Consider the following 23,227-nt stretch of genomic DNA (forward strand, 5'->3'; position numbering starts at 1 on the left):
CCGGCGCGGCTCAGGCGGCGTCGGCGTAACGGAAGAAGCCCTCACCCGACTTGCGGCCGTGCAGGCCCGCGTCGACCATGCGCTGCAGCAGCGGGCACGGCCGGTACTTGCTGTCCTGGAAGTTCTCGTACAGCACGTCGATGCTGTAGAGGATGGTGTCCAGGCCGATCAGGTCGGCGGTGGCCAGCGGCCCCATGCGGTGGCCGAAGCACTCGGTGAAGATCTTGTCGACCTGCTCCGCCGTGGCCACCCCGTCGGCCACCAGGAAGACCGCCTCGTTGATGGTGAGCATCAGCACCCGGTTGGAGACGAAGCCCGGGGAGTCGTTGACCAGCACCCCGTTCTTGCCGACGCCCGCCAGCAGGGCCAGCGCGGTGTCGATGGTCTCCTGCGAGGTGTGCCACCCCTTGATGACCTCCACGGTGGACTTCATCGGCACCGGGTTCATGAAGTGCATGCCCAGCACCCGGTCGGGCCGGCCGGTCCTGGCGGCCACCTTGGTGATCGGGATCGCCGAGGTGTTCACGGCGAACACCGTGGACGGCGGGCACACCTCGTCCAGCCGGGGATACAGCTCGCGCTTGAGCTCCCAGTTCTCGGTGATGTTCTCCACCAGGAACTCCACGTCGCCCAGCTCCTGGAGATCCGTGGAGTAGGTGACGCGCTGCGTCATGTCCTCGCGGCGCGGTCCGGTGGCGCCCAGCAGCGCGCCGAACCGCTCGTACCGCTCGATCTCCGAACGCGCCCGGTCCAGCGCCTCCTTGCTGCGGTCCGTGAGCACCACCTCGTGGCCGTGCTCCGTCAGGTTCTGGGTGAGCCCGGTGCCCATGACCCCGGCACCCACCACTCCGACACGTGTCATACCGATGCTCCTCTCAGCGTTGCGGGTTTCGTCGCGGCCGGCGCCTCCGAGGCACCGTCGGCCGAACGGGCCAGCCGCACCACCTCGCGTACGGTCGGCGCCTCGTACAGCACGTGCGGCGGCAGCCACGGGCACTCCAGGGCGGACCGCATCCGGTGCACCAGATCGACGCCCAGCAGCGAGTTGCCGCCCAGTTCGAAGAAGTCGTCGTCGGCGCCGACCCCGGCCACGCCCAGCACCTGGCCCCACAGCGCGGCCACCGCGCTCTCCTCGCCCTCGGCGGGCTCGGCGTAGGCCACGGCCAGTTCGGGGCGTGGATGCCGGGCGCCCGAGGCGTCCCCGGCCCGGCCGGCCAGCTGCGCCAGATCGAGACCCGCGGTGATCGAGGCCAGCTCGCCGATGTCCTGCGAGCAGACCACCACCTGCTGGTCCTCCCCGGCCAGCACCTTCAGCAGGGCCTGCCAGCCCTCGTCGAAGGTGATGCCGATCCGCTCCCGGTTGGCCCGCAGGAAGGCGGTGGTCGACTCGTCGAAACCGGCCAGCGCCATGTCCCAGGCGTTCCAGCGCCATTCGCCCCAGTCGATCGTCACCACCCGCGTCCCGCCGGGGGAGTTGGCCGCGTCGCTCGCGTGCGCGCCGAGCGCCGCGTTCGCCGCGCAGTAGTCCGCCTGGCCCGGGCCGCCGCCGGTGACGGCGGCCGTCGAGGAGAACAGCGCCAGGAAGTCCACCCGTTCGCGGGCCAGCCGCTCGCGCAGCGCCTGGGCGCCCGCCAGTTTGGGCCGCAGTACGGCGGTGGCGTCCTCGGCGGTCTTGAACTGCATGACGCCCAGGCCGGGTACGCCCGCCGCGTGCAGCACGCCGTCCAGCCGGCCGAAGCGCTTGAGCGCCGCGTCCACCGCCCGGTCCACCTGGTCCGGGTCCGCCGCGTCCATCGCCACCACCAGCACCTGGGCGCCGGCCGCCTCCAGGGCGCGCACCTCCTCGATCCGGCGCACGACCTCCCCGGGGGTGTCCGGGTCGGCGACGAGCCGCTCCCACCGGTCGCGCTCCGGCAGCCCGGAGCGGCCGGCCAGCACCAGCCTGGCGCGTACCGAGGTGGCCAGCCGGTGGGCCATGGCCCCTCCGATGCCGCCCAGACCACCGGTGATCAGATAGACGCCCTCCTGCCGCAGCACCTCCTGCGGTGCGGGCGCGGCCCGGGGCGGCAGCGGGGTGTGGCCGGCCGCCCAGCGGCGCCGGCCGCGCAGCGCCAGCTGCCGCTCGCCGGGCCCGGCCGGTGCCGAGGTCAGTTCGGGCAGCAGGCGCTGGGCCAGCGTCGCCGCGGCTTTCTTGCCGCGCGGCGCGGTCACATCGATGTGCCGTACGTCCAGCCCGGGGTACTCCAGCGGCGCCACCTTGCAGGGGCCGGTGACGGTGGCCTTGGCCGGGTCGACCGGTTCGCCGCCGGTGACGTCGAACGCCCCGGTGGTGATGACCGTGACCGCCGCCGGTGCCGCCGCCCCTGCCCCGCCGGCCGCCTGGAGAAGCGCGAGCAGCGAGTGGAAGGCGGTGGTGGCCCGTTCGGTGCCGCGCAGCGTCTCCGGTATCGGGTCCACGCCCCACAGGTGGGCGACCCGCAGGGGTGCGTCGTCCTCGGCGCGCAGCGCCGTGAACAGCTCGCTCCACTGCCCGGCGTCGGTCGGATCGAGGGTGAAGGCGTCGGCCGCGGTCCTGGCGAACCCGTCCCCCGGGGTGGCGATCACGGTGCTGCCGCCGGCCGCCCGGATCCGGGTGGCCAGGGCGGGGGTGAGACCGCGGGCGTCGGTGAGCAGCAGCCAGCGTCCGGTGTCCGTGCCCGCCGCGCGCGGCGGCAGCTGCCGCCAGCCGGGCACCGAGAGCCACTGGTCGGTGGGGAGTTTGGGCAGCGCCGCCAGCCTGCTGCCCGGGGTGCCGCCGGAGGCGGGCAGCGGGCGGCCGCCGCGCGGGGCGCGCTCGGGGGTGTCGATCCAGTACCGGGAGCGCTGGAACGGATAGGTGGGCAGCGGTACCCGGTTGCGGATCTCGCCGTCGTGGTACGCGGCCCAGTCGACCACCGCGCCCAGCACCCAGGCCCTGGCCAGCACGGTGTGCGCGGCGGTCACCGCCTCGTGCCGCCGGGCGTGCTCCGGAAGGACGGGCAGGATCGTTTCCCCGTCCGGCTCGCCAGGGCCCTCCGCCGGGCCCAGGACCAGCACCATCAGGTCCGGTTCGGCGGGCGGTTCGGTGCCCGCGCCGAGCGGCGCGTCCCCGGTCCCGGCGTCCGGTCCGGCGCCGAGCAGCAGCCCGGCCCAGTACGCGGGATCGGTGGCCCGTGCCGCGTCGGGCGCCGCCCCGGGCAGGGCCGGGGCCGCCAGGGTCACCTTGGCCCGGATCCAGGACGTCAGCGCCTCGGCCGCGTCCCCGGGGCCCCCGGCCTCCTCGGCGCGGATCCGCGCGTACTCGGCCAGCACGCCCAGCGCGTCCTCCGGCGAGAGCACCCCGGCCACCACGGCGGCCGTCAGCGCCCCGGTGCCCCGGCCGTGCGCCGTGTCGGGGCGCAGCCCCCACCCGGCGAACAGCGCGGCCAGCGCGTATTCCGCGGTGAAGGCGGCGCACGCGGTCACCCCCGGGGAGAGGTCCTCGTCGGCGGCGCCGGTGATCACCTCCAGCACATCGGTGCCCAGCAGCGGACGCAGAACGGTACGGCAGTGCTCCACGGCGGCGCGGAACGCCTCCTCGGTCCGGTACAGACCGGCCGCGGCCCCCGGGTACCAGGCGTCGCCGCCCGGGAACGCGTAGCCCACCGGCCGCTCCCGCAGCCGCTCGCGCCGCTCGTAGCTGCCGCTGCCGCCGCTCTCCAGCAGCCGCAGCGCGTCCTCGGTACCGCGCACCACCAGGGCGCGCCGCTCGTCGAACCGCTGCCGCCCCACCTGGAGCGTGAACGCCACGTCGGCCAGCGGCTGTCCGGGGTTCCGGCGCAGATGGCGGGCCAGATCGCGGCCCGCCTGTGCCAGCGCCTCGCGTCCGCGCCCCGACAACGTCAGGATCTGGGTCTCGCGTCCCGGGGAGCTCGCGCGAGCGGGCGGCGCCTCCTGGAGCACGACGTGCACATTGGTGCCGCCCATGCCCAGCGAGTTGATGCCCGCGATCCGCGGCCGGCCCGCCGGGGACTCCCAGGGCGTCAGCGCGGTGTTGACCCGGAAGGGGCCGTTCTCGAAGTCGATCTCGGGATTGGGGGTGGTGAAGTGCAGACTCGGTGGCAGCTGCCGGTGCTGGAGCGAGAGCACGGTCTTGATCAGCCCGGTCGCCCCGGCCGCCCGGTCCAGATGCCCCAGGTTGGTCTTCACCGAGCCGACCCGGCAGTTGCCCACCGGGGCCCCGGTGAACGCCCGGCCGAGCGCCGACATCTCGATGGGGTCGCCCAGTTCGGTGGCCGTGCCGTGTGCCTCCACGTAGGAGACCTCGGCCGGACGCACCCCGGCGTCGGTCAGCGCCCGGCTGATCACCTCGGCCTGGCCGCGCACGCTGGGCGCGGTGAACCCGACCTTCAGCGAGCCGTCGTTGTTGACGGCCGACCCCCGGATGACCGCGGCCACCGGGTCACCGTCCTCCAGCGCCCGCGACAGCCGCTTGAGCAGCACCACCGCCGAGCCGTCACCGAAGATGGAGCCACGGGCGGCGGCGTCGAAGGTACGGACGTGCCCGTCGGGGGACTCCATCCCGCCCTCCTGGTACACATGCCCCACCCGGTCCGGCACCCGCACCGACACCCCGCCGGCCAGCGCCATGTCGCACTCGCCGGCAAGCAGGGCGCGGGCCGCCAGATGGGTGGCCACCAGGGAGGTCGAGCAGAACGTCTGCACACCCAGGGAGGGGCCGGAGAGGTTGAAGCGGTAGGAGACGTTGGTGGTCAGCGCGTCCTTGTCGTTGCTGATCACCACCTGGTACTCGTTGACGGAGGCGGCCGTCTCCGGGTCCTCGTACAGCTTGCGGATGTAGGTGGAGATGTTGGCGCCCCCGTACACGGCCACCGAGCGCGGCTTGTCGCCGTCGCCGTACCCGGCGCTCTCCAGCGCCTCCCAGCAGCACTCCAGGAACAGCCGCTGCTGCGGGTCGAGGAGCCGGGCCTCGCGCGGGTTGTAGCCGAAGAACTCGGCGTCGAACATGGCCACGTCCTCCAGGACGGGGCGGGCCCGTACGTAGTCGGGCCGCGCGGCCTGTTCGGCCGGTACCCCGGCGGCGACCATCTCCTCCTCGGTGAAGAAGGAGATCGTCTCCTCGCCGTCCCGCAGCACCCGCCAGAACCGCTCCAGGTCCGCCGCGCCGGGGAAGCGCCCGGCCATGCCGATGACGGCGATCGCGTCGTCCCCGGGCAGCTCCGCACGCGGCGGTGCGGCGGGCACGGGTACGGGGGCCGGTACGGAGAGGGCGGCTGCGGGTGCCGCTTCGGGTGCCGTCGCGGGGACGGGTGCCGCCGAGGGGACGGGGGTGGCCGCTGCCGCGGCCGGCGGCGCGCCCGCCCCGCGTTCGCGCAGATAGGCCGCCATCGCGCCGATGGTCGGCGCCTCGAACAGCGCCACCGCCGGCAGGGTCAGCCCGAACTCCTTGCCGATGGAGTTCATCAGCTGCATCCCGATCAGGGAGTTGCCGCCCAGGTCGAAGAAGTTGTCGTGGGTGCCCACCTCGGCCGAGCCCAGGGCCACCCGCCACAGGGCGGCCAGCCGCCGCTCGGTGTCAGGACCCGCCCCGCCCGCGGCGGCGTCCGGCCGGGCGAACAGTGCCGCGCCGGTGGCGGGCAGCGCCGGCTCCGCGCCGCCGGTCCAGGCCGCGAGCCGGGCGGCCAGGTCTCCCTGGGCGACCACCAGCCGGTCCGCGGTGCCGAGCACCCGGTCCAGCACCGCGAGCCCCTGCCCCGGTGTGAAGGAGTACCGGTTGAGGGAGTCGCCGAGCCCGGCCGCCCCCGGCCCGTCCACGGTCGAGCGCCAGGTGTCCCAGGCGATGCTCTGCCAGCCGGTCAGGCCCGCCGCGCACTGCTGCTGCGCGAACCGGTCGAGGAAGGCGTTGGCGGCGGCGTACGCGGCGAATCCGAGGCCGCCCAGCACCGCCGACATGGACGACATCAGCAGCACGAAGTCCGGCCGTTCCCCCGTCAGCGCCTCGCCGAGCGCGACCGTGCCCCGTACCTTCGCGTCGAAGTGCGCCGTCACCTGGGCGTCGGTCAGCGAGGCCAGCGGCGCGAACACCTCGGCGTCGGTGAGCCCCGCCGCGTGCACCACGCCCCGCAGCGCGCCGAACTCGGTACGGGCCGCCGTCACCGCCGTGCGCAGCGCGTCGGTGACGGCCGCGTCCGCCGCCAGCACCCGCACCCGGGCGCCGCGCCGCTCCAGATCCAGCACGCCGCGCACGCGGCGCGCCACCGGGCTGTCCGGACGGTCTCTCAGCAGGGCGTCCCACTGCGGACGCGGCGGCAGCCCCGAGCGGCCGGTGAGCACCAGGCCGATGCCCGGCGCCCGGTCCGCCAGATGCCCGGCGATGACCAGGCCGAGCGAGCCGAGCCCGCCGGTGATCAGCACGGCGCCGTCCGCGCGCGGGGCCACCGGCGCGGTGACCGGCGGCGCGGCGGGGCGGTGGCGCTGCACGGAGCGCACCCCGTCCCGCACCGCCACCACGTTCTCCCCGCCGGTGTGGGCGAGTTCGGCGGCGACCGTCCGTGCGGCGAGGTCCGGCGCGGCCGGGTCACCGGCGTCCACCGGGGCGAGGTCCAGCAGCCGGCACGACCAGCCCGGATACTCCTGCGGGATGGTCAGCACGGCCCCGGTCACCGTCGCCTTGCCCGCCTGTACGGGCTCGCCTTCGCGGACCGCCTGGGCGCCGTCGGTGACCACCAGTAGCCGTACTGGCTCCCTGACCCGGTCGGCCAGGGCGGTGGCGGTGCGCACCAGCGCGGTGAAGCCGAGGGCCCGGGCCCGGTCGGTCCCCGGTGTCGCGGCGCCGGTCACCGACCACAGCTGCGCCACGGTGCGCGGCAGCCGGTCGGCGGGGAGTTCGCCGAGCAGCCGCGCGTGGTCCTCCGCGACATCCGGGCGGATGGTGTAGGTGTCGGGGCCCGTCCTGGCGTACGCGGTGCCGGCGGTGACCACGACGCAGGGGCCGGTCTCCCGCAGGCTCCGCGCCAGCCGTTCGCCCACGCCCAGCGTGTCGGCGTGGATCAGGAACGGGCCGGCCGGCGTGCCCGGGGTGCTCTGCGCCGGTTCCCACACCGGGGCCCAGACCTCCGGGGCCGGGGGAGTGGCGGGCACCTCGGCGGCCGGTGCCGCCGCCCGCGCGGCGGGCCGCGCGGCCGTCTCCCCGGTGGGCTCGGGCCAGAACCGCCGGTGCTCGAACGGGTATCCGTCCAGGGTCACCACCCGGTCGTCCTCCGCGCCGGAGACCGGCTCCACCCCGGCACCGCGCTCCCACAGCCGGGCGAGCGAGGCCGCCACCAGCGCCCCGGGCCCCCGCCGGTCGGCCGCGCCCGGCAGGGTCGGCAGCGCCGTCAGCTCCGCCGCCGCGCCCTCGGCCGTGGCGATCTGCGTGGCGAAGCTGGCCAGTTGGCCGGGCCCCGCCTCCAGCAGCACCCGGGGCCCGCCGTCCGTCGCCAGCCGCCGTACGCCCTCCGCGAAGCGGACCGTGGAGCACAGATGCCGCGCCCAGTACCCCGGGTCGCGGGCCTGCTCGTCGGTGATCCAGTCACCGGTGACGTTGGACAGATACGGCACGGCCGGCGCGCTGCGCGGCAGCGAGGCGACCAGCGCCTCCAGTTCGGCGCCCTGTCCGGCCAGCAGCGGGTGGTGCATGGCCCGTTCGGTGGCGATTCGCAGGAACGCCACCCGTTCCGTGCGCAGCCGCTCCTCGAACGCGCTCACCGCCGCCACGGGTCCGCTCACCACGCAGGTCAGCGGGCCGTTGGTGGCGGCGAGCGCCACCCCCTCGGTGAGCAGCGGCGCCAGCCGGTCGGCGGCCAGCGCCACCGTCGTCATCGCCCCGGGCGCGGCGGCGGCCACCAGCCGGGCCCGCCGGATCACCAGCAACAGCGCGTCGGACAGCGAGAACACCCCCGCCAGGCACGCCGCCACGTACTCGCCCAGGCTGTAGCCCAGCAGCGCGGCCGGGGCGACCCCGCGCTCGCGCCACAGCGCCGCGCAGGCGTAGTCCACGGCGAACACCGCCGCGTGCCCGACCTCCAGCCGCTCGTGCAGCGGCGAACCGGCGTCCGCGCCGTCGAGCGCCGCCGCGGGGCCGAACGCCCCCGAGGGCGCCTGTTCCTGAACGCCCGCCGGGTACAGCACCTCCCGCAGGTCCAGGCCGAGTTCCCGCCCGGCGGCGTCCGCGCACGCGTCGAACGCCTCGCGGAACGCCGTGCTGCTCTCGTACAGCGCCCGTCCGGTGCCCACCCGCAGCTCGCCCGTGCCCGGCAGCAGCAGCGTCACCGGCACCGCCGGTCCGCCCGGCGGCACCGCGCGCACCGTCCCACCGGCCGCCAGCCGTTCCAGGGCGGCGGCCAGTTCCTCGTGGCTCGCGCCGCTCACCGCCGCCCGCTGCTCCAGCACGCTGCGGCCAACTGTCAGGGTGTGCGCCACATCGCCGAGCCGCGGCGCGGGCTCCCGCCGCAGCCGGGCGGCCAGTTCACCGGCGGTCGCCCGCAACGCCTCCGGCGTGCGGGCCGACAGCGGCAGCACCCGGTCCCGTACCGGCTCGGCGGGCCGCTCGTCCTCCGGCGCCTGGGCCAGCACCACATGGCTGTTGGTGCCCGACCAGCCGAAGGAGCTGACCCCCGCGATCCGGGGCCCGCTGCCGCCGGGCCACTCGGTCAGCCGGTCGGGCAGCAGGGTGGGGCAGCCGTCCCAGTCGATGGCCGGGCTCGGCTCCTCGTGGTGCAGATTCGCCGGTATCCGCCCGTGGTGCAGCGCCAGCACCGTCTTGATCAGCCCGGCCATGCCGGCCGCGCCCGTCAGATGGCCCACGTTGGTCTTCACCGCGCCGACCACCAGCGGCCGTTCCGGGTCCCGGTCCACGCCGAACACCTCGTGCAGCCCCGTCATCTCGATGGAGTCGCCCAGCAGGGTCCCCGACCCGTGCGCCTCCACGAAGTCCACATCGCCCGGGGCCAGCCGCGCGTCCGCCAGCGCCGCCCGGATCACCGCGCGCTGCGCCGTGCCGTTGGGCGCGGTCAGCCCGTTGCTCGTGCCGTCCTGGTTGACGGCCGAGCCCCGGATCACCGCCAGCACCCGGTGGCCGCGCGCGGTCGCCTCGCTCAGCCGCTCCAGCACCACCACGCCGCAGCCCTCGCCCATGAGGAACCCGTCGGCGGCGGCGTCGAACGTCTTGCAGCGCCCGTCCCTGGCGAGCATCCGCATCTTGGAGCCCTGCCGGTACGTGTCGGGGTGCAGGATCGCGCTCACCCCGCCCACCAGCGCCAGATCGCTCTCGCCCGACCGCAGGCTGCGGGCCGCCAGGTGCAGCGCCACCAGGGAGGAGGAGCACGCGGTGTCCAGCAGCAGCGCGGGCCCGCGCAGATCCAGCAGATACGAGAGCCGGCCCGCCACCACACTGGAGGAGGTACCGAGGCCCAGGTACGGGTCGTCCAGCACGCCGGGGCCACCGCGCTCGCGCTGCAGCGAGGCGTACTGGCTGCCGGGCATCATCCCGACGAACACGCCGGTCGCGGAGGAGCGCAGCCGGTCCGGGGCACAGCCCGCGTCCTGGAGCGCCTGCCAGGCCACCTCCAGCAGCATCCGCTGCTGCGGGTCCATCCGCAGCGCCTCGCGCGGCGAGATGCCGAAGAACGCGGCGTCGAACCCGGCGAGATCGTCGACGAAGGCGCCCTTGGTGGTGTACGCGGTGCCCGGCGCGTCGGGGTCCTCGGCGTACCGGGCGTGCGCGTCCCAGCGGTCCGCCGGCACGTCGCGGGCGGCGTCGTACCCGGCGGACAGCAACTCCCAGAACCGCTCGGGGCTGTCGGCGCCGCCGGGGAACCGGCAGGCCATGCCCACCACACACACCGGGTCCTCGTCCGCCGCAGGCCCCGTGGCGGCGTCCGGCACCGCGACCCGGTCGGGTCCGGCGGGCACCAGATGGGCGACCAGCGCGTCGATGGTGGGATGGTCGTACAGGGCGGTGGGGGAGAGCGGGAGCCCGAACCGGTCCGCCAGCTCTCCCGACAGGCTCACCGCGTCGGTGGAGTTGACGCCGTAGACGTCGAACGGGGTGCCCGCATCGACCTCTTCCGGCTCCACTCCGCTCATCTCCGCGACCCGGCCGGCCAGCCAGGCACGCAGCGCCCCGGCCGGGACGGGCACAGATGTTCCGCTGTCGTCGCTCATGGCTCCCCAGTCCGGGTCAGGCGAGTTGATCGGCATCGAAGCTCCCCGCGCTCCAGCGCTCGCGGCACTCGGCGCGCTTGATCTTGGCGCTGGAGGTGTACGGCAGGACGCCGGGCCGCAGCAGCCCCACCTCGCTCACCCGCACGCCGTGCTCGGCGGTCACCGCGCGGCGTACCGCCGCCTCGATCTCGGTGGCTCGCACCGCACCGCGCGGCACCTCGGCGCCCTCCGCGACCGGGCCGCGCAGCACCGGGTTGCGGCGCTGGATCTCCACCAGCACCACCAGCTTCTCCTTGCCGCCGTCGTCCACCGAGAACGCGGCGCAGCGGTCCTCGCGCAGCGCGGGATGGCTGCGCGAGACGGCCGCCTCGATGTCGTGCGGGTAGTAGTTGAGGCCGTCCAGGATGATGACGTCCTTGCGCCGGCCGGTGATGAACAGCTGGCCGTCGTACAGGAACCCCAGGTCGCCGGTGCGCAGGAACACCAGATCCGGGTCCTGCGGCAGCCGGGCCCGGAAGGTCTCCTCGGTGATCGCGGGCGCGTCCCAGTAGCCGGAGCCGACGCTGTACCCGGAGACGTAGACCTCGCCGATCTCGTCGTCCGCGCACGGCTCACCGGTCGCCGGGTTCACCACCCGCAGCGTCAGCGACGGCTGGATCTGTCCGCAGCCCACCAGCTGCCGCGCCCTGGCACCCCCGGCGGCCGGCCGCACCCGGCCCGCCACCAGGGCGTCCGCGTCGAAGGACCGGATGACCGGCTCCTCGGGCGCCGGGCCGCCGCTCACCATCACCGTGGACTCGGCCAGCCCGTAACAGGGGAAGAACGTCTCGCGGCGGAACCCGGCGGGCGCGAACTTCTCGCTGAACCGCTCCAGGGTCTCCGGGCGCACCGGCTCCGCGCCGACCGCCGCCAGCCGCCAGCCGGACAGGTCCAGCTTCGCGATCTGCTCCGGGCCGATCCGGCGCACACACAGCTCGTAGGCGAAGTTCGGCGCCACCGAGATGGCGTCGCCCCGGTCGGAGATCGCCCGCAGCCAGTTGAACGGATGCTGGACGAACGCCAGCGGCGGCATGAGGGTGGCCTCGAAACCGGCGAACAGCGGCTGGAACACCGCGTTGACCAGACCCATGTCGTGGAACAGCGGCAGCCACAGCACCACCGGCGGCGGCTGCTGACCCTCCTCCAGGTCGCCGCGCGCGCCGTTGGTGTGAATCAGCGCCAGGTTGTCCAGCACGTTGGCATGGGTGAGCATCACGCCCTTGGGCAGTCCGGTGGATCCGGAGGAGTACTGGAGGTACGCCACTGTCTCGCGGTCGATGTCCGGCGCGCGCCACTGGCTCGCCGCCGCCGGGTCCACCGTGTCGGTGGCCAGCCGTACGACGCCCTCCAGCGCCCGCGCCACCTCCTCGGAGCCGGCCAGCTTCGCCAGCACGCCGGTGGTGCTCAGGAACACCGCCGGGCGCGAGGATGTCAGCACCGCGTCGAGCCGGTCGGTCCTGGCGCCGTCCCGGGCGAACTCCACCGGCGGGATCGGCACCGCGATCATGCCCGCGTACAGCGCGCCGAAGAACGCCGGGACGAAGTCGAGCCCGGGGCCGTAGTTCAGCAGCACCCGGTCGCCCGGTTCGGCGAGCCGCAGCAGTTCCACCGCGATGGCCCGGGCCCGCAGATCGACCTGCGCCGGGGTGAGGGACGCGCTTTCCTCCACCCCGTTCTCCAGGAAAGAGAAATAGACGCGGTCGGGCTCCTCGGCCGCCCGCGTGCGGCACATGTCGACCAGGGTGAGCCAGCCCGGTTCTTCGTCCTGCGACGCGGGTGCGCCGGCGACATCGGGGGAAACAGTGCCCTGCACCATGCCTGACCTCTCTCCGAGGAGCGGTGAATTCATATCGACCGGAATTCCGGGGGCGAGCGGTGGCCATCTTAGGCAAGCGGCACAGGGACCCGGCAACCGTCCTTGGAAGAGGTTCGGATCCGTCTTTGGAATGAGCCGAAAGCCTTCTGCGGGAGGGGCGTTATTCGTCCTTGAGCGGCTATTTTCCGGACGCCGCCGTCCGTACGCTTCTGGGTCACAGGCGCACCGGTCGACACGGAATTCCCGAGAAAGGGTTGTGCTGTGCTGGACCAACGTGAACACGTACGCCCCGAAGTGGTGGTGACCGGCGTGGGAGCCACCACCCCGCTCGGCGGGGACGTCCCCACCAGCTGGTCGGCGCTGCTGGCCGGCGAATCGGGCGTCACCGCCCTGGAGACCCCCTGGGCCGAACAGCTGCCGGTGCGGATCGCCGGCGTGCTGCGCAAGGACCCGTCCGAGATCGTCGACCGGGTGCAGCGCCGCCGCCTGGACCGCAGCCAGGAGGCCGCCCTGGTGGCGGCCCGCGAGGCCTGGGCCGACGCGGGCGCCCCCGAGGTCGACCCCGAACGGCTGGCCGTCGTGGTGGGCACCGGCATCGGTGGCGCGCTCACCATGCTCGACCAGGACGACCGCCTCGAAGAACTCGGTCCCCGGCTGCTGTCCCCGTTCACCATCCCGCGGCTGATGCCCAACGGCGCCGCCGCCGTCGTCTCCCTCGAACTCGGCGCCCGGGCCGGCACCCACGCGCCCACCAGCGCCTGCGCCTCGGGCGCCGAGGCCCTGGCGGTCGCCGCCGCCCTCATCCGCTCCGGGCGCGCCGATGTCGTCGTGGCGGGCGGCACCGACGCCTGTCTGCACCCGCTGTCCATCGGCGGCTTCGCCCGGATGGGAGCGCTGTCCACCCGCAACGACACCCCCGAACTCGCCTCCCGCCCCTTCGACCGGGACCGGGACGGCTTCGTCATGGCCGAGGGCGCCGGAATCGTCGTGCTGGAGCGCGCGGAGTTCGCCCGCGCCCGCGCCGCCCGCCCCTACGCCGTGCTGGCGGGCGCCGGCCTCACCTCCGACGCCCACGACATGACCACCCCCGACACCCGGGGCCAGGTCAGGGCCATCGCCGCCGCCCTGGAGGACGCCGGCCTCACCCCCGCCGACATCACCCACGTCAACGCGCACGCCACCGGGACCCCGGCCGGCGACATCACCGAGGCCCGCGGCATCGCCCAGGCCGTCGGCACCCACCCGGCCGTCACCGCCACCAAGTCGGCCACCGGCCATCTGCTGGGCGCAGCCGGCGCCGTGGAGGCCATCTTCACCGTGCTCTCCCTGCGGCACGCACTGATCCCGGCCACCCGCAATCTCACCGACACCGCGCCCGAGGTGGAACTCGACCTCGTCACCGGGGACCCCCGCCCCGCCCCGGTCGCCGCCGCGCTGTCCACGTCCTTCGGCTTCGGCGGCCACAACGTGGTGCTGACCTTCAGGAGCGCATCGTGAAGCTCGACGTACTGGCCGAACTGGAACCGGTCGTCGCCCGGAACCTCGACCGCCATCTGTCCATCGCCAAGGAGTGGATGCCGCACGAGTACGTCCCCTGGGAGGAGGGCCGGGACTTCGTCGAACAGCCCTGGCACCCCGACCAGTCCCGGCTCACCCCGCAGGCGCGGATCGCCCTGGAGGTCAACCTCCTCACCGAGGACAACCTGCCCAGCTACCACCGGGAGATCGCCAACCGGTTCGGCCGGGACGGGGCCTGGGGCACCTGGGTGGGCCGCTGGACCGCGGAGGAGGGCCGGCACGCCATGTGCATCCGGGACTATCTCCTGGTCACCCGGGCGCTGGACCCCGACCAGCTGGAGGCGGAGCGGATGGCGGTGATGCAGGCCGGCCACCACAGCGAACGGATGGGCGCCGTCGAATCACTGGCGTACGTCTCGTTCCAGGAGCTCGCCACGCGTATCGCCCACCGCAACACCGGACGGTTCGTCAACGACCCCATCGCCGACCAGCTGCTGACCCGGGTCGCCGCGGACGAGAACCTGCACATGGTGTTCTACCGCTCACTGGTCTCCGCCGCCCTGGAGATCGATCCCTCGGAAACGGTGCGGGCCATCGCCAAGGAAATCACCTCCTTCGCCATGCCGGGCACCATGATCCCGAATTTCAGCCGCAAATCGCTGGTGATCGCCAAATCCGGAATCTACAACCTGCGCATTCACCACGACGAGGTGGTGCGCCCCATGCTGAAACACTGGCGGATCTTCGATATCGAAAAACTCGACGCCACCGCGGAACAGGCCCGCGAACAGCTCGCCGTCCATCTCGACATCCTCCAGGCCCAGGCCGAAAGGCAGCAGGAGCGATTCGCCGAATCCGCGGCATCGCGCAGGGCCCGTACCGCGCCCTGAACACACCACCCACGGCAGAACCGGGAGCACATCATGTCCGAGCAGTCCATCCTCACCTCGGTGGCCGGCATCGTCGAGGAGATCGGCGGCGTCCCCGCCGCCGACGTCACCCCCGACAAGGACCTCGTCCAGGATCTGAACATCGACTCGCTGGCGCTCATCGAGATCGCGGTCGCGGTGGGGGAGGAGTTCAAGATCGAGCTGAGCGACGACGAACTGAAGGAACTGCGCACCGTCCAGGACGTCGTCCAGCACATCGAGAAGGGCCTGGCCGCCCTGTGACACCCGCCCCCCACTGACCACCAGCACCGTTCACGAGCGGCCGGCCTTCCGCCGGCCGCTCCGCGTTTGCCCTCCCCACCCGCACCGCCGGAGCGGGCCTGTGGATCTCCGCAATCCGGCCGGGGAGCTGTCCGCAGGGCGCCCGCGCGTGACGATGCGTAGTCTGTCGGTACCGGAAGGGGGCGGCCGGCCCCCAGGGAACCGACGACGTCACGGAGAGACAATTCGTGAGCCATAGCGGTGGATTCATCCCGATCGTGGCCGTGTACCTGCTGGTGGGGCTCATCGTGTACGCCGGAAGCACCGGTCTGCACAGCATGGTGATTCCCGCCGAGGCCGCCGCCCTGTTCGCCGGGGCGGCCGGCGGCGGCGCGCTGGCCCCAGCCGTCGACGTCCCGATCGCCGCCATGGTCGCCCTGGTCGGGCTGTCGGGCATCGCGGCAAGCGCCGCCGCCTACACGGCCGGCCACCGGCTGGGACCGCCCGCCCTGGGCTGGCGGGTGCTCATCGTGCGCCGTGAACGGCTGCTCCAGGCCCACCGGTTCCTGGACCACAGCGCCCGGTCGGCGCTCTTCCTGGGCCCCTTCACCGGCTTCCGCCGCCGGGTGCTCCCGGCGCTGGCCGGCATCACCGCGCTGCCCTACCCCCGCTTCCTGGCCTGGACGGGTCTGGGGACCGCAGTGTGGACGGTGCTGTTCGTGGGGCTTGGCCGGCTCGCCTCCCACCACGCGCAGGGCGCCACCCGGATCACCGTCACGCTCTTCCTGTTCGCGGTGCTCTCGCTGGTCGCCGCCGACATCACGCTGTGGCGGCTGCGCACCCGGTGAACGCTCCGCTGCCCGGGACACCGGGCCCGGCCGGCTACCGGCCGCCGGCCCCGCTCAGGGCACCAGGACCAGCCACAGCAGGAACACGTTCAGCGCGATGATGGCCGCCGCGATCCCCCCGTACACCACCGTCACCGGCCGCGAGTTGGCGAACCGCCCCATCACCGAGCGGTCCCCGGTGATCAGCAGCAGCGGCACCAGCGCCGGGGCGATCCCGAAGGACAGCACCACCTGGGACAGGATCAGCGCCTGCGTGGGATCCCACCCCGCCATGGCGATCAGCACCGCCGGCGCCATCGTGATGCCGCGCCGCACCACCAGCGGAATCCGCGCCCCGGTGAACCCCTCCATGACGATCTGCCCGGACAGCGTGCCGATGCCCGAGGAGGAGAGCCCGGCGGCCAGCAGCGCCAGGGCGAACACCAGCGCCGCCAGGGGCCCCACCCACGCGCCCAGCACGGCGTGCGCGTCCTCGAGCGAGGCCACCTCGAACAGCCCGGAGCCGTGGAACGCCCCGGCGGCCACGATCAGCATCGACGCGTTGATCACCCCGGCCAGGGTCAGTGCCACCAGCACATCCAGCCGCTCGGCGCGCAGCGCCCGCTCGATCTCCCGGCCGTTGCCGGCCACGTGGCGGTGCCGCACCAGCGCCGAGTGCAGATAGATGGCGTGCGGCATGACCGTGGCACCCACGATGCCCAGCGCCAGCAGCGTCGCTCGCTGATCGGCGGCGCCCGGCACCAGGCCCGACACCAGCGCTCCGCCGTCCACGCCCGAACGCAGCATCAGATAGCCGAAGCCGGCGCACATCAGGCACAGCATCGCGGCGATGGCCATCTCGAACGGGCGGTGCCTCCTGGCCTGGATGCCCAGCATCAGATACGACAGGGCGCCGGTGAGGCAGACCGCGGCCGGCAGCGGTATCCCGAACAGCAGGTCCAGCGCCACCGCCGTCCCCATGAACTCGGCGATGTCGGTGGCCATCGCCATCACCTCGGCCTGCAGCCACAGCGCGCGGGTGGTGCGCGGCCGGTACCGCTCCCGGCACGCCTCGGGCAGCGAACGGCCGGTGACGATGCCCAGCTTCGCCGACAGGAACTGCACCGGCATCGCCACCAGGCCCGCGGCGATCACCACCCACAGCAGGCTGTAGCCGTAGCTGCTGCCGCCCTCGATGTTGGTGGCGAAGTTCCCCGGGTCCACATAGGCCACCGCGGCCACGAAGGCCGGGCCCAGGGCCCGCAGGGCCGTCACCGGTACGACGGCGGGCCGCCGCCGTACCGGCCGTGGGGTGCTCATCGCCGGCTGCCCGCCCGTCTCAACCGGCCAGGAAGCGGCGCGGGTTGTCCACCAGCATCCGCTGGATGTCCGCCTCCTCGACCCCCAGCTCGCGCAGCCGCGGCAGCACGTTGTCGCTCAGGTGGGTGAAGTTCCACTCGGGCAGGCCCCTGGCCTTCACCGCGTCCGGGTCGGGCGCCAGGTAGTCGGGGAAGCAGTGCGCGTCGTGCGAGAGCACCATCCGGTCCGCGTAGCCGCGCGCCGCCAACGCGGCCACGGTGGCGGCCCGTTCCTCGGTGCCGCCGAACAACGACAGGCCGAACCGGTCCATGCCCAGCGTCGCCCCGCGGTCCGCCAGCTCCATCAGATAGTCCAGGTCGGTGCTGTCCCCGGCGTGGCCGATGAGCACCCGGCTCAGGTCCACCGACTCCTTCGCGAACAGGTCCAGGGCCGGCAGCCCGGCCCGGCTGCCGCTGTCGGTGTGCACGCTGATCGGCGCCCCGGTCTCCTGGTGCACGGCCGCCACCGCGCGGGCTACCCGCTCCACCCCGGGCACCAGGCCCGGCGCCTCCACACAGCACTTGAGCAGCGCGGCGCGCACCCCGCTGTCCGCGATCTGGTCGGTGACGTCCTTGGTGAAGTCGGCGATCATCGGGTCCGGCTGGTCCAGCAGCAGCCCGGGGCCCCGGAAGGCGTAGTGCTGCGGCACCGCGTCGAAGGTGTACAGGCCGGTGGTCACCACGATGTTCAGTTCCGGCACCCGCTCGGCGACCCGCCGGATGAGCCGGATGTCCCGGCCGATGCCCTGCACCGTCTGGTCCACCAGGGTACGGATCCCGCGCGCCGCCAGTTCCCGCAGCTTGCGCGCCGCGTCCTCGACGCGTTCCTCCTCGTCCCACCAGGCGCCCACGCCGTAGTCACGCACGTACTCCGGGGACAGCACGAACAGATGCTCGTGCATCAGGGTGGGGCCGAGGTCCTCGGGTGCGACGGAACCGAGCACGGTGGGTATGCGGGACACACGGGACATGCGGGACTCCTTGGCGGTGGGTGAAGGACAGCGCGGGGAACGGGGGAGCGGGGCGGCGGGCGGGACGGGTCGGACAGGACCTACGAGCCGTCGCGCACCGTGCGGCGCAGCGGTACCGCGGGGATGAACCAGGCGAGCAGCAGCATCGCCGCGGCGAACGGGATCGCGGCGGCGAACACCAGATGGATCGAGTCGGCGAACGCCTCCGCCACCGCCGGGCGCGCCGACTCCGCTATGCCGCCGGTGTGATGGGCGATCGCGTTGTACGCGTCGTCGGGGTCGATGCCCGGCGCGGCCTGCGGCAGCGAGTCCCGCAGCCCGCGCAGCATCAGCGCGCTGAACAGCGCGGTGCCCACCGCGCCGCCCAGCGCCCGGAAGAACATGGTGGCGGCCGTGGCGGTGCCCAGATCGGCGTGCGGTACGGCGTTCTGCACGATGAAGACCATCAGCTGCATGTGCAGCCCCACCCCCACCCCCAGCAGCGCCAGCGGGATGAACAACTGCCACAGCGGGGTGTGCGCCTCCAGCAGCGTCAGCCCGCCGAACCCGGCCAGCACCAGCAGCGAACCGGCGATGGGGAACCGCCGGTAGCGGCCGGTCGCCGACACCCGGATCGCGGCCGTCATCCCGGCGCCGACCGCCAGCCCCATCGTCGGCACCAGCACGAGGCCGGCGACGGTCGGCCCGGTGCCCCGGCTCACCTCGACGAACTGCGGGACGTACACGATCGTGCCGAACAGCGCGATGCCCAGCAGCCCGGAGGACGGCACCCCCAGCGCGAACACCGGGTTGCGGAACAGCCGCGGCGGCAGCACCGGTTCGGCCGCGCGCCGCTCCTGGAACCAGAACAGCGTCCCCAGCAGCACCGCCGCCGCGCCCAGGCCCAGGATCTGCGGCGACCCCCAGGCGTACTCGGTGCCGCCCCACACCGTCACCAGCAGCAGCGCGGTGACGGCGGCGGCCAGCAGCGCGGCCCCGGTGTAGTCGATGGCGGGGCGTGGTCTGCGCGGAGTGTGGCTCACCCGGAAGAAGAGATAGGTGATGACCAGGCAGAGCACCCCCAGCGGCACATTCACGTAGAAGATCCAGCGCCAGCTCAGATGCTCGGCGAACACCCCGCCCAGCAGCGGCCCGCCCATGCTGCCGATCGCGAACACCCCGCCCGTGTACCCCTGCACCCGGCCGCGCTCGGAGGCGGGCACCAGATCGGCGAAGCCGGAAGTGGCCAGGTTCATCAGGCCGCCTCCGCCCAGACCCTGGAGCGCGCGCATGGCGATCAGCATCTCGATGCTGGTGGCGGCGCCCGCCAGTGCCGAGGCGACCACGAAGATGGTCACCGCGACGAGGAACGTCCGCCGCCGTCCGTACAGATCACCGAGCTTGCCGTGGATCGGGGCGGACGCCACCGTGGTGATCAGATAGGCCGTCACCACCCACGACAGCGACCCGGTGGCGTGGAACTCGCGGGCGATGGCGGGCAGCGCCGTCGCCACGATGGTCTGGTCGAGCACCGCGAGCAGCAGTGCCATCGCGAGCCCGCTCAACGCCACCTTGGTACGGCGGGGCAGTCGCCCGGGGCCTTCCTCCGTGCTGACAGCCGTGGCTGTCTCGCTCCTGGTCACGCGGAACCGGCCTTCCCTGGAAAGGACGCTGAGCGCCTCCATGCTAGGGAAATCGGCAGATGTGCTCATCGGCCCCCGGACGGAATCCCGTTCATTCTCCGGTCGGTTTCCGCACCGCCTCGGGAATGAGTGCGGGAGGCCGCCGGAATGCTCCCGTGCGAATTCAGGAATCGCCCGCCGGACGCACCCGCACCGTTCCGTCCCGGGTGGTGACCGAGACCGTACGGGGGGAGTCGGGGCGCGAGGCGAGCGCGATGTCCGCGGCGCCGCCGCGCTGTGCGACGTCCAGGGCGTAGCCCTCGGGCGGCTCGGGCAGTGCCAGGTCGACCGAGCCGTCCCGGGAGGAGATCCGCACCTCGGACGGCGCGGCGGCGAAGCTCAGCGACACGTCCCCGTTCCGGGTGGAGACCTGGGCCGGCCCGGCCAGGCCGGCGCCCGTCACCGCGCCCTCGCGGGTGTGCAGCACCACCGGGCCCGCGCTGTCGAAGACCTCCACGGCGCCCTCGCCGCCCGCCACCTCCACGCCGCCGGCCACTCCGCTCACCCGCACCGCGCCGCCGGCCGACACCTGTACGGCGGCCGTCTGCGGCACCGTCAGCGTCACCGAGGAGCCGCAGCCGCGCCCCGGCAGCCCGGCGCAGCGCACCGACAGCCGCAGCGTGTCGCCGTCCGCCTCCTCGATCACCCGAGGCTCCAGCAGCGACCAGCTCAGCTCCCACCGGGCCCGTACGGCGTCCGCCGCCGGATCGGCGCGCACCGTGACCGCGTTCACCGCGCTGATCTCGATCCGCTCGAACTCCCCGGTGTGGACGGTCTCCTGCTGCCCGCTGGTGCGGGTCAGGTGCGAGGCGATGAACACGCTCAGGAACAGCACCACGCACGCCGCCGCGAGCCCGCCGGTGATCAGCAGCCTGCGGTCCGGCGCCGGGCGCGCCGGCTGCTCCTCCCGCACGGTGCCGCCCGGCCCGGCCCGTCCCGCTTCCCGGCCCGCGCCCGCTTCCGGTCCGGCGCCGGTCTCCGTGCCCCTGTCCGTGCGCGTCATGACTTCAGATAGTGGACCACGGCCAGAATGCGCCGGTGCGAACCCTCCGCCATGTCCAGGCCCAATTTGCGGAAAATCGAATTGACGTGCTTCTCCACCGCGCTGCTGGAGACATACACCTGCCGCGCGATGGATTCATTGGTGTGCCCCTCGGCCATCAGCGAGAGCACCCGCGATTCGCGCTCGGTGAGCGTGCTGAGCGGATCGGTGCGCTTGCTGCGCGCGAACAACTGCCGGATGACCACCGGGTCCAGCGCCGTACCGCCCTGCGAGACCCGCTCCAGGGCGTCCATGAACTCCTCGACCCGGGCGACCCGGTCCTTCAGCAGATAGCCGATGCCTCCCGCGTCATGGGTGAGCAACTCGGTGGCGTACCGCTCCTCCACGTACTGCGACAGCACCAGTACCCCCATCGAGGGCCAGCGCTGACGCATCAGCAGCGCGGCCTTGAGCCCCTCGTCGGTGTGGGTCGGCGGCATCCGCACATCCACCACCGCCACGTCCGGGGTGTGCTTCTCCACCTCCGTGATCAGCTCGACCGCGTCGCCGGCCCGGCCCACCACCTCGTGCCCCTCGTCCTCCAGCAGCCGCGCCACCCCCTCGCGCAGCAGTACGGAATCCTCGGCGATCACGACGCGCACGGCAGCTCCACGGTCATCACGGTGGGCCCGCCCACCGGACTGGTCACGGACATCTCACCCTCGACGGCGGAGACCCTGCGCATCAGCCCCGAAAGACCCGCCCCCGAGGTGTCCGCGCCGCCCACTCCGTCGTCCTCGATCACTATGAGAGCACGCTCGCCCTCCGCGCGGATGGTCACCCGGATGAGATCGGCCGCCGCGTGCTTGGCCGCGTTGGTGACCGCCTCCGACACCGCGAAGTACGCCACTGGCTCGATGCCGGGCGGCAGCCGCCACGGAAGCCGGTAATCGATGCGCACCGGCACCGCCGACCGTTCGGCCAGCGCCGACAGCGCCGCGTCCAGTCCGCGGTCATCCAGAATGGCCGGATACACCCGCCAGGCCACGTCGCGCAGTTCGGTCAGCGCCTGGAGCGCGTTCTCGTGCGCCCGGTCCAGGGAGGGCAGCAGATCCACGCTCGGCCGCTTGCCGTCCGCCACCCGGCTCGCGGTGCGCCGCGCGCCGGCCAGCAGCAGGGCCAGCGCCACCAGTTGCTGCTGCACCCCGTCGTGCAGATCCCGCTCGATGCGCCGCCGCTCGGCGTCCACCGCCTCCACCACCGAGGCCCGCGAGCGGATCAGCGCCCGTACCCGGGCCGCCAGTCGGGCCGGTTCACCCGGCCCCAGCAGCCGGAGCGCGGTCCTGGCGTCCCACTCCGCCAGCGCGTGCGCGATCCACGGCGCCAGCGCCAGCGCGGCGGCCCCGGCCAGCACCCGGACCGCCTCGCCCAGGAACTGCGGATCGGCGCGGTACAGCGGCGCGGTCACCAGCGCCACCCCGAAGGACCAGCACAGCAGCACCGCGACGCCCACCGGCAGACCGACCGTCACCCGGGACACCAGCCAGGAGTGGGCGCGGCGCTCGGTGTCGGCCAGCACCTCGTGGTACGCCTCGGCGCCGGCGTCACCGGCGGGCCGCCCGGCGCGCGGCGGGGGTACGGCGGCGGACGGGTCCGGAACCTCGGCGATGCCGCACGAGCGCAGCCTGGCCCGTTCGGCCCGCCCGGCGCGCAGCAGGACGTCCTGGCGCAGCCGGAACCCGGCCCGGCGCCACCGCCGGTGCCCGGTCACCGGCAGCGCGATCAGGGTCACCAGTGCCACCACGCCCGCCACCACGTCCAGCAGGGCGTGCACCGTACGGGCCAGCGCCATGGCCGCGGCCGGCCGCCACCGCCCGCTCATCCCGCGCTCCTGACCGCGCCCGCCGACAGCGGCGCGACGGTGAGGGGGAGAGCGGCGACCGGCGGCCGGCCCGGGGCACGACGCCGCCGGGCGAGCAGCCACCACACCCCGCCGATCGCGCCCGCCCCCGCGCCCAGCACCCACACCGGGGCCGGCCCGGAGGCCGCACTGTGCCCGCCGTATCCCAGGGACACGTACAGGCCGGTCCAGGTCACCTCGGCCAGCACGGCGAACGCCGCGTAGCGGGCCGCCGGATAGCCGCTCAGCCCGGCCGCCGCCGCGCCGGTCGCCCGGCCGCAGGGCACGAAACGCAGCGGCACCAGAAAGGCACCGCCGTGCCGTAACCGGGCCGAGGCCGCGCCGATCAGCCCGGCCAGCCGTTCCCGGCGCGCCCCGGCGATCAGCGGCCGGGCGCGCTCCCGTGTCCGGCCGCGCAGCCGCCGTGCCGTGCCGTACAGCCCGAGATCGCCGGTGAGCGTGCCCGCCAGCACGGCGGTGGCCACCAGCAGCAGCGACAGGTCGCCGCGTGCCGCCAGTGCCCCGGCGACCACCACGAGGGTGCCGTTGGGCGCCAGCGGCGCGGCGGTGGCCAGAAACAGCACCGCGTACGCCCACGGTTCGGCGTGGCCGGCCGCCGTCGCCAGGGTGTCCGCGTCCACCGTCGGGTGCTCCTCTCCGGCCGTCCCGCCGGCGGCGGGTCCTTGCCGGGTGCCAGTCTGCCAGCGGGCGTCGGGCCCGGCCATGGGGCCGGGCGGCCGGTGCCGTGCGGTGCCGCGCACCCCCGTACTGCGGAGTACCACA

14 protein-coding genes are annotated in these 23,227 nt (G+C 74.0%); 4 read left to right on the top strand and 10 right to left on the bottom strand.

Annotated features, from left to right (window positions below; all coding sequences use genetic code 11):
* Positions 1–10: 10 nt before the first annotated feature.
* Genes ACTFAP_RS28215 through ACTFAP_RS28225 form a run of 3 tightly spaced genes read right to left on the bottom strand, consistent with a single transcriptional unit; the run spans position 11 to position 12,076 of the window.
* Positions 11–862, bottom strand: coding sequence for a 3-hydroxyacyl-CoA dehydrogenase family protein (locus ACTFAP_RS28215; RefSeq protein ID WP_500467782.1), 852 nt, complete (start codon positions 860–862; stop codon positions 11–13).
* Positions 859–10,221 carry an SDR family oxidoreductase gene (locus ACTFAP_RS28220; RefSeq protein ID WP_500467783.1) on the bottom strand — a complete coding sequence of 3,121 codons (9,363 nt, stop codon included), beginning with the start codon at positions 10,219–10,221 and terminating at the stop codon, positions 859–861. Before ACTFAP_RS28220 ends, ACTFAP_RS28215 begins: the two co-directional genes overlap by 4 nt.
* A gap of 16 nt (positions 10,222–10,237) precedes the next feature.
* Complete coding sequence (locus tag ACTFAP_RS28225; RefSeq protein WP_495682928.1) at positions 10,238–12,076, bottom strand: AMP-binding protein; 1,839 nt, start codon at positions 12,074–12,076, stop codon at positions 10,238–10,240.
* Positions 12,077–12,337: 261 nt separating this feature from the next.
* On the opposite strand from ACTFAP_RS28225, the gene ACTFAP_RS28230 reads away from it, so the two are divergent.
* The 4 genes from ACTFAP_RS28230 to ACTFAP_RS28245 all read left to right on the top strand — a co-directional run bounded on the left by ACTFAP_RS28230 (position 12,338) and on the right by ACTFAP_RS28245 (position 15,593).
* Entirely contained in the window at positions 12,338–13,573 is a 1,236-nt protein-coding gene (locus ACTFAP_RS28230) for a beta-ketoacyl-ACP synthase II (protein WP_495682929.1), read from the top strand.
* Positions 13,570–14,484 (top strand): acyl-ACP desaturase, encoded by a 915-nt coding sequence (locus ACTFAP_RS28235; RefSeq protein ID WP_495682930.1) that lies wholly within the window; start codon positions 13,570–13,572, stop codon positions 14,482–14,484. The genes ACTFAP_RS28230 and ACTFAP_RS28235 overlap by 4 nt, the downstream gene beginning before the upstream one ends.
* Before the next feature lie 33 nt (positions 14,485–14,517).
* Positions 14,518–14,766: an acyl carrier protein gene (locus tag ACTFAP_RS28240; RefSeq protein ID WP_200362399.1), complete on the top strand. Its 249-nt coding sequence runs from the start codon at positions 14,518–14,520 to the stop codon at positions 14,764–14,766.
* Between the two features lie 227 nt (positions 14,767–14,993).
* Entirely contained in the window at positions 14,994–15,593 is a 600-nt protein-coding gene (locus tag ACTFAP_RS28245) for a VTT domain-containing protein (RefSeq protein WP_495682931.1), read from the top strand.
* A gap of 54 nt (positions 15,594–15,647) precedes the next feature.
* Here the strand turns inward: ACTFAP_RS28245 and ACTFAP_RS28250 are convergent, their stop codons facing one another.
* The 7 genes from ACTFAP_RS28250 to ACTFAP_RS28280 form a co-directional block, all read right to left on the bottom strand.
* Positions 15,648–16,892, bottom strand: a complete 1,245-nt coding sequence (locus ACTFAP_RS28250) for an Nramp family divalent metal transporter (RefSeq protein WP_500467784.1) — start codon at positions 16,890–16,892, stop codon at positions 15,648–15,650.
* Positions 16,893–16,911: 19 nt separating this feature from the next.
* A complete protein-coding gene (locus ACTFAP_RS28255; protein ID WP_500467785.1) occupies positions 16,912–17,901 on the bottom strand; it encodes a phosphotriesterase family protein in 990 nt (329 codons plus the stop codon).
* Between the two features lie 80 nt (positions 17,902–17,981).
* Entirely contained in the window at positions 17,982–19,523 is a 1,542-nt protein-coding gene (locus ACTFAP_RS28260; RefSeq protein WP_390124766.1) for an MDR family MFS transporter, read from the bottom strand.
* A 163-nt stretch (positions 19,524–19,686) separates the two neighbouring features.
* Positions 19,687–20,565, bottom strand: coding sequence for a DUF4097 family beta strand repeat-containing protein (locus tag ACTFAP_RS28265; RefSeq protein ID WP_500467786.1), 879 nt, complete (start codon positions 20,563–20,565; stop codon positions 19,687–19,689).
* Positions 20,562–21,206: a response regulator transcription factor gene (locus ACTFAP_RS28270; RefSeq protein ID WP_390124770.1), complete on the bottom strand. Its 645-nt coding sequence runs from the start codon at positions 21,204–21,206 to the stop codon at positions 20,562–20,564. Before ACTFAP_RS28270 ends, ACTFAP_RS28265 begins: the two co-directional genes overlap by 4 nt.
* Positions 21,194–22,426, bottom strand: a complete 1,233-nt coding sequence (locus tag ACTFAP_RS28275) for a sensor histidine kinase (RefSeq protein WP_390124772.1) — start codon at positions 22,424–22,426, stop codon at positions 21,194–21,196. Before ACTFAP_RS28275 ends, ACTFAP_RS28270 begins: the two co-directional genes overlap by 13 nt.
* Positions 22,423–23,226, bottom strand: a complete 804-nt coding sequence (locus tag ACTFAP_RS28280) for a VTT domain-containing protein (RefSeq protein WP_495682936.1) — start codon at positions 23,224–23,226, stop codon at positions 22,423–22,425. The genes ACTFAP_RS28275 and ACTFAP_RS28280 overlap by 4 nt, the downstream gene beginning before the upstream one ends.
* Between the last annotated feature and the right edge of the window lies 1 nt (position 23,227).

It is taken from the genome of Streptomyces sp. PH9007 (assembly GCF_059813725.1).